9 protein-coding genes are annotated in these 11,492 nt (G+C 61.3%); 3 read left to right on the plus strand and 6 right to left on the minus strand.

Going from position 1 to position 11,492, the window contains the following annotated elements:
* Positions 1 to 2: 2 nt before the first annotated feature.
* Positions 3 to 1,028, minus strand: coding sequence for a site-specific integrase (locus PHS32_RS09480; RefSeq protein ID WP_301078693.1), 1,026 nt, complete (start codon positions 1,026 to 1,028; stop codon positions 3 to 5).
* A 440-nt stretch (positions 1,029 to 1,468) separates the two neighbouring features.
* On the opposite strand from PHS32_RS09480, the gene PHS32_RS09485 reads away from it, so the two are divergent.
* Positions 1,469 to 3,586 carry an ATP-binding protein gene (locus PHS32_RS09485; protein WP_301078694.1) on the plus strand — a complete coding sequence of 706 codons (2,118 nt, stop codon included), beginning with the start codon at positions 1,469 to 1,471 and terminating at the stop codon, positions 3,584 to 3,586.
* Positions 3,587 to 3,616: 30 nt separating this feature from the next.
* Here the strand turns inward: PHS32_RS09485 and PHS32_RS09490 are convergent, their stop codons facing one another.
* From PHS32_RS09490 to mutL, 3 genes are all read right to left on the minus strand, one after another.
* On the minus strand, positions 3,617 to 5,002 hold the full coding sequence (locus tag PHS32_RS09490; protein ID WP_301078695.1) for a type II toxin-antitoxin system HipA family toxin: 1,386 nt from the start codon (positions 5,000 to 5,002) through the stop codon (positions 3,617 to 3,619).
* Positions 4,999 to 5,301: a helix-turn-helix transcriptional regulator gene (locus PHS32_RS09495; RefSeq protein WP_301078696.1), complete on the minus strand. Its 303-nt coding sequence runs from the start codon at positions 5,299 to 5,301 to the stop codon at positions 4,999 to 5,001. Before PHS32_RS09495 ends, PHS32_RS09490 begins: the two co-directional genes overlap by 4 nt.
* 334 nt (positions 5,302 to 5,635) lie before the next feature.
* Positions 5,636 to 7,537 carry a DNA mismatch repair endonuclease MutL gene (gene mutL / locus PHS32_RS09500; protein ID WP_301078697.1) on the minus strand — a complete coding sequence of 634 codons (1,902 nt, stop codon included), beginning with the start codon at positions 7,535 to 7,537 and terminating at the stop codon, positions 5,636 to 5,638.
* Positions 7,538 to 7,630: 93 nt separating this feature from the next.
* Here mutL and PHS32_RS09505 point away from each other — a divergent pair, with 93 nt between their 5' ends.
* Positions 7,631 to 8,269, plus strand: coding sequence for a VTT domain-containing protein (locus PHS32_RS09505; RefSeq protein ID WP_301078698.1), 639 nt, complete (start codon positions 7,631 to 7,633; stop codon positions 8,267 to 8,269).
* Between the two features lie 23 nt (positions 8,270 to 8,292).
* Here the strand turns inward: PHS32_RS09505 and PHS32_RS09510 are convergent, their stop codons facing one another.
* On the minus strand, positions 8,293 to 9,696 hold the full coding sequence (locus PHS32_RS09510) for an N-acetylmuramoyl-L-alanine amidase (protein WP_301078699.1): 1,404 nt from the start codon (positions 9,694 to 9,696) through the stop codon (positions 8,293 to 8,295).
* Positions 9,693 to 10,214, minus strand: a complete 522-nt coding sequence (tsaE, locus tag PHS32_RS09515) for a tRNA (adenosine(37)-N6)-threonylcarbamoyltransferase complex ATPase subunit type 1 TsaE (RefSeq protein WP_301078748.1) — start codon at positions 10,212 to 10,214, stop codon at positions 9,693 to 9,695. Before tsaE ends, PHS32_RS09510 begins: the two co-directional genes overlap by 4 nt.
* 39 nt (positions 10,215 to 10,253) lie before the next feature.
* Here tsaE and queG point away from each other — a divergent pair, with 39 nt between their 5' ends.
* Positions 10,254 to 11,360, plus strand: coding sequence for a tRNA epoxyqueuosine(34) reductase QueG (gene queG, locus PHS32_RS09520; protein ID WP_301078749.1), 1,107 nt, complete (start codon positions 10,254 to 10,256; stop codon positions 11,358 to 11,360).
* The last annotated feature ends 132 nt before the right edge of the window (positions 11,361 to 11,492 follow it).

Below are 11,492 nucleotides of genomic sequence, written 5' to 3' on the forward strand. Positions count from 1 at the left end.
ATTCAATCCAATTTTGCCGCCAAGTCCGCAGCTCTTGGGTGGTAGTACCGCCCCAGCATCCTGGTCGATTTGTGGCCCGTGACCTTCATCAGCTCATGCATGGCCAACTTCTCGGCAAGTCGGGAAGTGGCCTCGTGCCGCAGGTCATGGAAATGCAGGTCAACAAGGACCTTGTCCTCGATCTCGATTCTGGCCAGCAAATCGAGTGTAATCTGCCGCGGTGCCCTCTTTTTGAAGATCAGGGCACGGATTTCCAAGTCCTGCTCCTTCTGGTCGAACCCAGCATTGGCCATCAGGCCGCGCAGTTGCTTATGTACGTGCGCCTTTCGCGCACGCCTCATAGCACGATCCCAAGCCATTTGGAGCGCGTTTTGGGAAAGGGGTAGCACCTTGCCCATGGTTGCCTTCGGCAAAGTTTCCAATAGGGCTACAGCGCGTCGGCTGAGGGGTACATCACGGAAGGAGTCGCCATTCTTGGTGACTCCGCCTTCTTTGCCCCGAATCCGGGCCACCCGGTGTTTGAGATTAATTTCGTCCCACTGGAGTGAGAGCAATTCTGACTGTCTCGCGGCTGTCTCAATGGCCAGCACTGCTGCCGCGTGCGGTAGCGGGCTTTCGCACTCTTGCAATGCGGCCAGAAGCAACGAGTCCTCGTCGCCTTCGAGGCGACGATCCCGGTCATTCGAGAGACTTGGCTTCCTGACCAAGGAAATCGGGTTACCCTTGGGCAGGGCGATCCCCCAATCCATTGATGCGGCTTTGAAAATCCGGGACACCATGCCCAGTTCATGGATCACGGTTTGTGGACTCACGGCCTTGAGCCGTTCGTCCCGGTACTCCGACAATCTGGCTGGCGTAATGGCAGCCAGAGAGTAGGGGCCAAAAGCCTTGGCTACCCGTTTAAGGACATAGATGTCCTGATCCTTGCCGCGTTTGCTGGGTAGCACATCACGCTCATACCGCTCCGCAGCCTTGGCAAACGTAGTTTTTTCCGCGTCGTCACGGTTGATGAACGCGTCAACATCCATCTCTCGCTCTAATGTGCGAGCCCATGCCCCAGCATCCGCCCGTGTGCGAAAGGTCTTAGACTGTACGGGCCAGCCGTCCCGTCTGATTTTTGCTTGCCAGCGTCCAGATTCACGCTGAGTAAAAGTTGCCATTGCTGATCCTCGCTGTCCCCGTTTTGTCCCCGTATGGGAAAAAGTACAACGTATTATGGCTGAAAACGTTGATACGTAAGGGTTTCAAGAAGAGTGAATTTTAGGCCTGTCACGCCGGGGGTCGCGGGTTCGAGTCCCGTCCACCCGCCAACATTGGAAAAGCCATCGATCGAAAGATTGATGGCTTTTTTCTTGTGCGCCCAGCATGCGCGCGCTCCTGGAAGTGCAAGTCCTCCCGCGAGCTGATCACAGCGAGCGAAGTAAGGCGTAAACTGATCGTACAAAGATGTGATTCAGGGGGACTTGGAATGAATTCAATCATGCGCTGGCTGGCACCTCCTGTATTTGCAGGGGATGAAGAGAAAACGCGCCAGGCGAGTTTGATCAACGTCATCTGCGTCGCTTCCCTGGTGTTCATATGGGTCCTAGTGGCGGGTTCCCTGCTGACCGGAAATATCCCCACCACCATTCTGATCATCGAGCTCTTTTCCGGATCCGCAGTCATCCTGCAACTGCTGCGCTGGCTGCGCATCGGCAAGGTGACGCTGGCGCGGGCCGGGATCATCATCTTCGGCCTGGTCTACATCACTGGCGCTACCGCCAGCATAGGAACCATTCGCACGCCGACCGCAGCCGTCTTTGTTTTTTGGGTCCTGATGACCGGGTTGCTCTTTGGCCTGCGCGGTATTTTGATCGGCACCCCCACCGCCTCGCTGGCGGTGTCGGGATTGATCGTGGCACAGAATGCCGGCTGGCTGCGCCAGCCTTTTCAGGGTGTCGGCCTGATGCAGTGGCTCACCTTCACGGCCTTGTTCGGATTCACAAGCGGTGTGACTTATTACGTCAGCCTGGGAACACGGCGAGCGCTCTCACGTGCCGAGCAGGAAATCGAGCGGCGCAGACAGGTCGAGGTGGCCTTGAAAGACAGCGAGCAACGCTACCGCACCTTGGTGGAGTGGACGCCGGAACCACTGGTCGTTCATCGGGATCGGAAAATCCTCTACGTGAACCCGGCGGCCGTGACGCTGTTTGGTGCCGGCTCTGCACAAGACCTGGTCGGCGGGTCCATCGTGGAGCGGATTGCGCCGGATTGTCTGACAGAGGCGCTGGCGCGTGAGCAATACTTTATTGAGCACGGTTTCGTGCCCAGGGGCGAGCAAAAGTTTTGCAAAATGGACAAAACGACTATCGACGTTGAAGTCCAAAGCTCGTCGATTTCGTACGATGGCGCACCGGCCGTTCATCTGGCGGTGCGCGACATCACGCAACGCAAGGCCATTGAAGCGGTGCTCGAAGCCGCGCGCTTGAGGGCCGAGAATTCGAGTCAGGCCAAATCGCGCTTCCTGGCGTCTGCCAGCCATGACCTGCGTCAGCCGGCCCATGCCCTGGGGCTGTTTGTGGCGCGATTGGCAGAGTTGCCAAATGACGCGCAAACCAGGCATCTGGTGGACTGCATGGACGCCTCGGTGCGTGCCATGCAGGATATGCTGGATGGATTCTTCGACATATCGCGGCTGGAATCGGAGCAGACGCAAATCAAAAAGGTGGGCTTTCCGATCCAGGCCGTATTCGGGCAATTGGGTAACGGTTTTGCCAGCGCGGCCAGCGACAAGGGCTTGCGCCTGCGATTTCGGCCATCAACGGCCTGGGTTGAGAGCGACCCCGGCCTGCTGCATCGAATCCTGCTCAATCTGGTCAGCAACGCCGTGCGGTACACCCGGCAAGGCAGTGTCTTGGTGGCCTGTCGGCCGACGTCCGACGGCACCCGGCTTCGCATCGAGGTGCGGGACAGTGGTGTCGGGATCGCCGCGCAACACCATGAAAATATCTTCCAGGAGTTCTTTCAGATCGACAATTTGCAGCGCGACCGCAGCAAGGGCCTGGGCGTTGGCTTGAGCATTGTTGATCGGGCTTGTCGGCTATTGGATCATCCCTTGGTCATGCATTCGGCACCGGGCTGTGGAACACGCTTCACGCTGACCGTGCCGATGGCGCCGGCACAGGCGGGTCGAAAGCATGAACAGACAACTGAAGTGGCGACAAGTGTCGAATTCGACGGCCTGTGCGTGCTGCTGATCGAGGACGATGCGTTGGGCCGGGTGGGACTGGCGAGCTTGCTGGAATCCTGGGGCTGCACGGTCTTGGCGGCCGAAGGGGCGCAAGCGGGCTGCAAGCTGTATCGGCCGGACCAGTCCCCTGACATCATCATCAGCGACTTCAGGTTGGGCGGCGGGGTCAACGGCATCGAGGCCGTGGATATGTTGAGCGCGGCGGCAGGACGCCGGATTGCGGCCTGTCTGGTCAGTGGTGATACCGACGCGAGTGTCAGGCAAAAAGCACAAGCCGCTGGACTGACCCTTCTGCAAAAGCCGGTTCGACCGGCCAAACTGAGAAGTCTGGTGCGGCACTTGGCCAAGACGAAGTAAGTCTGTGGCTTCGGGTGACAGACGCAGCTTCTATTCGAATAGAAGTTTGAGCTGCGCCGCGTCGGCGGCCGATGGCAGGTCGGATCGGGAACGGCGCTTCTTCTTTTGCTGAACGGCCGACGATTCGCTGGTTTCCTTGTCGAGCCAGGTCGGTGGTGAATCTTGCGCTACTGGATTGGATTCATTTGACGACACTGAAAAGTCGGGCACCGGCATGGTCAGTCGCTCGCTCAGACGCTTGACACCCTGGCTCCACTGCCACAGCATGCGCCGACCCAGGTTGGCGAATCCGGGGGTATGGCTGATGTGATGCAGTACCTCGGGTACTTGCCCGCTAACGCTGCTACACACCAGGTCCGCCAGTTCTCGTTGGCGCGCGTTCTCCAGGCCCAGGTGCTGCTGCAGGTAGCGCCAGAGCCCCTTGCCGGGGTTCCAGTTCTTCTGGCCGTCCAGATGCAGCCCCGGTGCCCTGTTGGCGTCAAGGTCGTAGGCCAGGCTGGTCACCATGTCGCTGATGGGTGCCAGTTGCACATCGTCGAGATTGCGGTAAACAAAGGCCAGGCTCTTGGCGTGGCAGTCGGCATTGCCCAACGCCAGGCTGAGCAAAAGCGTCACGGCGAGCTGTTCTGTGGCTTGGCGCAAGCCATCCGGGGCCACGTAGTCGCGCGTCAGGCGAGCCAGGCGCTCCCAGCTCGGGTCGTACCGGTGGTCGGGCGGCAGGCCCAGCAAGCTGCAAAAGTCTTCGAACCCCTTGTAGTGTCCCGTCTCGGCTTCGCAGTCACAGCGATCGGTCAGCAGGATCTGACCATCTTCTGAAACCTGGGTTCTGCTGGCACTCAATCCGGTGGCTGCCGCGGCCCGCATGCAGAGGTGTTGGTTCAGGGCCATGAAGGGCTGATGTACCGATGTGGCCTTGACAATGTGACGCTCGGTTAAAACGCTAGCGTTGCGAAACAGTGCTTTCGTCACAGGGCTCGGAGGTTTCGGGGGCCAGCCAGGCACGCCGCCAGCAAGGCTCCGGGACATCAGTTCCAGAAACGCTTCTTGTGACGACTTGCCGCGCAGCAGGGCGCGTGTGTCGGGCGCTACCCTGCTGGTTTCGACGGTCTCGTTGTTACGCACGGTTACCCGCCCAGGGAACTGATGGCCGACCAGGGCCAGCAGGTTGAGCGGGCCGACATTCAGACCAGGCCCGAGCAGATCCTTCAGCACGGAGAGCCAAAAATCATCTGGCCAGTTCATTTGGAAGAAGGGGTGCAGGGCAGGCCAACGCCAACTCGCTTTTCTGACCGGCATCTGCAAGGAGACGAAGTCCCGGGAATCGGCGGAGTCCAGATAGCTCAGGTGGTACTCAAAGTTGTCCCTACTTTGCAGCGTGGCGACGGCCCGGTCGCTCACGAACACATTGAGCTTCATCGTGCGTCCGGCCCGATATTGCCGCCGGCGCGACGCTCATCGAGCACGCTGTCCAGAGTCGGGCGCGCCGTGACGGGTTGGAAGTTCATCTCCATGTCCAGGGCTTGCAGCAGGCGCAGCATCTTGCCCAGCGAGAAGTCGTTGCCCCGGCCGCGCTCAAAGCGCGACAGGGCTTCCTGGCGCATCCCCGTGATTTCAGCAATTTGGATCTGAGTTTTCCCCGCCGCCTTCCTAAGCGTTTGGAAGCGTTTTCCGAGGTCAGGAAGGGTTGACATAGGGTTTTTGAAATAATCGTTCATGCTGTGCAGTGCATATTATGTGCAATTTGTACTGATAAATTGACATTTAACGCATAATTTACAGCAAATTTATTAAATAAAATATGCTTTTAAATTCATACACATAGCAATTTTATTAAATTATTGACATTAATCGCATAATAGGTCTTGGTGCAATATTGCCGCTCAATCGGCTGTTGATTTGCGTGCCCGCAAGGGCGATGTTGCTATCAAGGTTGGCGTTGAGGCGCTGGCTGGCCGCTACCGGACTGCACGATTTGAGCAAGCCCGAAAATGATGGGCTACTGCCAAGTCCCTGCTGGACTCGTTATAAAACCGCTTCCAGCCACCGGCCTTAGCGACCGCGCAGAAACAGGGTGTCCAGATCGCGCAGGCTGATTTGGCGCCAAGTGGGCCGACCGTGGTTGCACTGGTCGGAGCGCTCGGTGGCCTCCATCTGGCGCAACAAGGCATTCATTTCTTCCAGGCTCAGGCGCCGGTTGGCGCGCACGGCGCCGTGGCAGGCCATGGTCGCCAGCAGTTCGTTTTGCGCCCGCTGCAACACTGTGCTGGCATCGACCTGGGCCAGTTCAGCCAGCACGCTGCGCGCCAGTTCGGTGGCGTCGCCTTGTGCCAGTGTCGTCGGTACCGCGCGCACCGCCAGCGTTTTAGGCGAAAAGGCGGTGATCTCCAGTCCCAGTGTTTGCAGGGTTTCGGTGTGCGCTTCGGCGGTTGCCACTTCGGTCGGCGTGGCCGCAAAAGTGGCGGCAATCAACAATGGTTGGCTGGCCAGGCGGGGCAGGGCAGTGTTGCTGTCCAACTGGGCCTTGAGCCGCTCGTAGACGACGCGCTCGTGCGCTGCATGCATGTCCACAACGATCAATCCCTGGGCGTTCTCGGCCAGGATGTAGACCCCTTGCAGTTGCGCCAGTGCGCGGCCCAGGGGCCAGTCGCCAGCCGGCAGGTCGGCTGCGGCCGGGTTGCTGGTGCTCCCCGCTGTCGCTGGACCCGTCGCGATCCCGGTAGGGGATTCCACGGACTCGGTGGACCGGTTCCACAGCAAACCCAAGTCGCTCACGCGGTGCCCGCCGGCAGTTCCAAAATTGATCGTTGGCTGTGCCGAATACAGAGGGGCTGCCGGCCGCTCCGAGCTGTCAGGCTGCGGCGTCGTGAGTTCCGCCGCAAGCGACGTGGCTTGGCCGGAACGCGGTGCCGCCAGGGCATCTTCGATCGCGTGGCGGACCGCCTGATGCACTTCGCGGCTGTCGCGAAAACGGACCTCGATCTTGGTCGGGTGCACGTTGACGTCGACACGGCTGGGGTCGATCTCGATGTGCAGTGCGTAGACCGGCTGGCGCTGGCCGTGCAGCACGTCCTCAAAAGCGCTGCGCGCCGCATGAGAGAGTACTTTGTCGCGCACGAAGCGGCCATTGACATAACAAAACTGCTGGTCGGCGCGCGCGCGTGCCGCATCCGGAATGCCGGCGCGACCCCAGACACGTATTTGCGGCATGCCGTCTGGGCGGCCGGCGCTGCTCTGGTAATCGACCCAGACCGAGCGCTCGACAAATTCGCTGCCCAGCACATCGGCCAGACGTTGCTCCAGAGCCGCCAGTGCGTAGCCACGGCTTTCGCAGCGCCGCCATTGCTCCACCAACTTGCCCTCAGCCCAGATCGCAAAGCCGACATCGGGGCGCGCCAATGCGTGGCGGCGCACCGCTTCCACGCAGTGCGCCAATTCGGTGGCGTCGGTTTTGAGGAACTTGCGACGCGCCGGCGTGCTGAAGAACAATTCCTTTACCTCCACCGTGGTACCGGTAGCGCGTGCCACGGGTTTGAGTTCGCCGCTGCGGCCATCCAGCAGATAGGCATTTGACTCGCCGCTGGCCCTGGACAGTATGGCGCAGTCGGCTATTGAATTGATCGCGGCAAGAGCCTCGCCACGAAACCCCATGGTGCTCACCGATTCGAGGTCAAGCAGGTTGCTGATCTTGCTGGTGGCGTGGCGCTTGAAGGCCATGGTCAACTCTTCGCGCAGAATGCCGACGCCATCGTCCTCCACCGCGATCAGCCGCACACCACCGGAGAGCAGCCGCAGCGTGATCTGCGTCGCCCCGGCGTCCAACGCGTTGTCCAGCAGTTCGCGCACCACCGAGGCCGGCCGCTCCACCACTTCACCGGCGGCGATCTGGCTGATCAGTTCGTCGGGCAGTTCACGGATCGGGCGGCGGGGGAGGGGAGTCAGGACGGCGTTCACAGGGGGGCATTCTAGGACCTTGCCGGACAGTCCGCAGGCCCACGAAGCGGGCAGGCCAAGTCCGCAACCGATTGGCAGGGATAATCCAGCCCCATGGAAATCATTGCCTTTCTCTTCGACTTCATCCTGCACGTCGACAAATACCTGGAGACCTTTGTACGCAACTATGGCCTATGGGTCTACGCACTGCTGTTTTTGGTGATCTTTGTCGAGACCGGTCTGGTGGTGATGCCGTTCCTGCCGGGCGATTCGCTGTTGTTCGTGGTCGGTGCCATGTGCGGAGTCGGCCTGATGAGTTATCCGCTGTCGGTGGCGTTGCTGCTGGCGGCGGCGGTGCTGGGCAACCAGTCCAACTATGCGCTGGGGCGCCACTTTGGACCAAGGGTCTTCAAGTGGGAAAACTCCCGTCTTTTCAACAAGGCCGCTTTCGACCGGGCGCATGATTTCTACGAACGTTATGGCGGCATCACCCTGGTGGTGGCGCGCTTCATGCCGTTTCTGCGCACCTTTGCACCGTTTGTTGCCGGCGTGGCGAGGATGACCCGGACCCGCTTCACTTTCTTCGATGTCAGCGGCGGCTCGCTGTGGGTGGTGGGCATCATCACCATCGGCTATTTTTTCGGCAACTTTCCGTTTGTCAAAGCGCACCTGGACAAGATCATCTGGGCCATGATTTTGATTCCCGGCGTGGTGATCGTGTGGGGCGCCTGGAAATCGCGCCGCAAGGCCTGAGACCGACCGGCCGCCCGTTGGGCTCAGCTCAGGGTCCGATTCCTGGCCAGCGGCGGGTTCCTTGCAAAGTAGGCTTCAATACCGCGCATCAAGGCGCTGGCGAGCTGCTCCTGGTACTCGTCGCTGTTGAGTTTAGCCTCTTCTTCGGGGTTGCTGATGAACGCCGCCTCCACCAGAACACTGGGAATATCGGGTGCCTTGAGCACCGCAAAAGCGGCTTGCTCGACCTTGCCTTTGTGCAGCTTGCCGACGCGGCCGATTTCGCCCAACATGGCGCCGCCCAGTTTCAGGCTGTCGTTGATCTGGGCCGTGGTGCTCATGTCGAACAGAGCGTGTTTGACCTGGGCATCCTTGGTCTTCACATTCAAGCCGCCAATCTGGTCGGCCTTGTTTTCGCGCTCCGCCATCCAGCGTGCGGCCGTGCTGGAGGCGCCACCCTGGCTCAAGGCAAAAACACTGGCGCCTTGCGGATGCGGCGTGAAAAAGGCATCTGCATGAAGGCTCACGAACAGATCGGCTTGCACCCGTCTGGCCTTTTGCACCCGCACCTGTAGCGGCACAAAAAAATCGGCGTCGCGCGTCAGGTAGGCGCGTATCGCGTTGCCGTTGATCGGGCTGGCGTTGATGCGCTCGCGCAGCCGGTGCGCCAGGCGCAGCACCACATCTTTTTCGCGTGTGCCGCCGGGGCCTATGGCGCCCGGGTCTTCGCCGCCGTGGCCGGGGTCCAGGGCGATGATGATGAGCCGGTCAGTCATCGCCGGTGTCTCATCGGCTTTGGGGGCGACCGGGCTGGTGCTGCTCCGGCTGCCACTGGCGGGGGCAGAGGCGGCGGTCGCCACCGGGGGGGTGGATGCAGGCTTGGTCGCCGGCATCGCTCTGCCATCCGGCTCAGCCGGCTTGGGAATCGGTTTTTGACTCTGCCGGGCCATCAGTTCGCCCAAGGGATCGGTGCCCGGCGGGGCGCCAGTGCGCTCCTTCAGCCGTTCCGCGATCAGTGCTTCCAGCGGGTCCGCCATCTGGGTCGGGTACAGGTCGAACACCAGCCGGTGCTGGTAGGCGGCGACCGGGTTGAGGGTGAAGACCTGCGGCGCTGCCGGCTGCTTCAGGTCCAGCACCAGCCGCACCACGCTCGGCGCGCTTTGACCGACACGAATGCCGGCAATGGTCGGGTCGTCGGAGCGCACCTTGGCGACCAGTGCCTTCAACGCCGGATTGAGCTCAATACCCTCGATGTCGACGGCCAGCCGCGGTGGATTGGCGACAAACAGTTGTTTGAATCTGAGTTCGGCGTCGGACTCGATGGTGACGCGCGAGTAGTCCGGTGCCGGCCATACCCGCACCGCCAGAATGGTGGCGCCGTAGACCAATTCACGGCTACCCAGCAACAGCACCAGCGCGCCCGATTGCAGGAGCGTGCGGCGCTTCATGGGCGCTCCTGCGCCAAGGCGGGTGACTGATGCGCGGGGTCGGAGTCGGTGGCGGCCAGCAAAGCCAGACCGATATCGGTTTGTGCCGTCAGAGTCACCTGTCTGGACTCGTCCTGCAAAACCTCCAGATGAATGACCAGGTCGGCGCCCGGGATGAAGCCGGCGGCTTTTTCAGGCCATTCGGCCAGCTTGAGACCGGGACTGGCAAAGATGTCGCGAAAGCCTGCGTCTTCCCATTCACGCGGGTCCTGAAAGCGGTAGAAGTCGAAATGCCAGATGTTGAGATCGGCCAATTGGTACGGCTCAACCACCGCATAAGTGGGGCTCTTGATGCGCCCCGGCACGCTCAGGGCGCGCAGCAGATGCCGCACCAAGGTGGTCTTGCCGGCGCCCAGGTCGCCGTGCAATTCGACAAAGGCGCGGCGCAAGGCCGGCTGTGCGGCCAGTGCCGTGGCGAAGCGTTGCGTGGCGGTTTCGTCCGGCCAGGCCAGGCTTTTTACAATGGGCCGGTGACCCATCTCCAAACGCATATCAACAGCAGTCAATTGGTGTCCAAAATTCAGGCTTGGGCCCGGGAACTGGGATTCTCTCAAATTGGCGTGGCCGGTGTCGATTTGTCTTCGGCGGAAGCCGGCTTGTCGGCCTGGCTGGCGCGCGGTTTTCATGGCGGCATGGGCTACATGGCGGCGCACGGCTTGCGGCGTGCCAGGCCGGCCGAACTGGTGCCCGGTACCGTTAGCGTGATTACCGCCCGCATGGACTACCTGAGCGCTGCCACTGCGCCGGGCTGGCAGGTGATCGAGTTGCAACGGTTGAGGCGACCGGCTGAAGGCATCGTGTCAGTCTACGCCCGAGGGCGGGATTATCACAAGGTATTGCGTAAGCGCTTGCAACAGTTGAGCCAGCGCATCGCCGCCGAACTGGGGCCGTTCGGCCATCGCGTCTTTGCCGATTCCGCCCCGGTGCTGGAGGCCGAACTGGCAGCGCGCAGCGGCCAGGGCTGGCGCGGCAAGCACACGCTGCTGCTGAGTCGTGCGGCCGGCTCCATGTTTTTTCTGGGTGAAATCTATGTCGATCTGGCCTTGCCGCCGACCGAAGCGGCGGCGGGGCACTGCGGCCGCTGCACCGCGTGCCTTGACGTTTGCCCGACGCAAGCCATCGTGGCGCCCTACCAGCTTGATGCCAGGCGCTGTATTTCCTACCTCACCATAGAGCACGCCGGCCCGATTCCGCTGGCGCTGCGGCCCCTGATCGGCAATCGCATTTATGGTTGTGACGACTGCCAACTGGTTTGCCCCTGGAACAAGTTCGCCCAGCGCAGTGCTTTGCCGGATTTTGCTGAGCGAGCGGGCTTGGTGGGCAGTCAGTTGGTCACCTTGTTTGGCTGGACCGAAGCAGAGTTCTTGCGCTTCACCGAGGGCAGCCCGATCCGGCGCATCGGGCACGAGCGCTGGTTAAGGAATATTGCGGTGGCCCTCGGCAACGCGCTGCGCGCGGGCGCCGACTCCGAGCACGGCAACGCGCTGCGCGCGGGCGCCGACTCAGAACCCGGTAACGTGCTGCGCGCCGCGCCAGACCCGGCCTTGCTGCAAGCCCTGGCGCGGCACGCCAACCATCCCAGCGCGCTGGTCCGGGAACACGTCGCCTGGGCGCAAACTGCTTAATTGGGGGTATTTGCCGCCGCGCTTGACACCGGGTAGACCCGGGTAAGACAATCGCGCCTTCGCAACAACGGAGTAATCCATGGATTCTGGCCCTAGTACTTGTTCGCCCCTGGCGAACTGATCAGCGAGTAC

Origin of the sequence: Rhodoferax sp. (assembly GCF_028714215.1) — a bacterium.
Lineage (GTDB): Bacteria > Pseudomonadota > Gammaproteobacteria > Burkholderiales > Burkholderiaceae_C > Rhodoferax.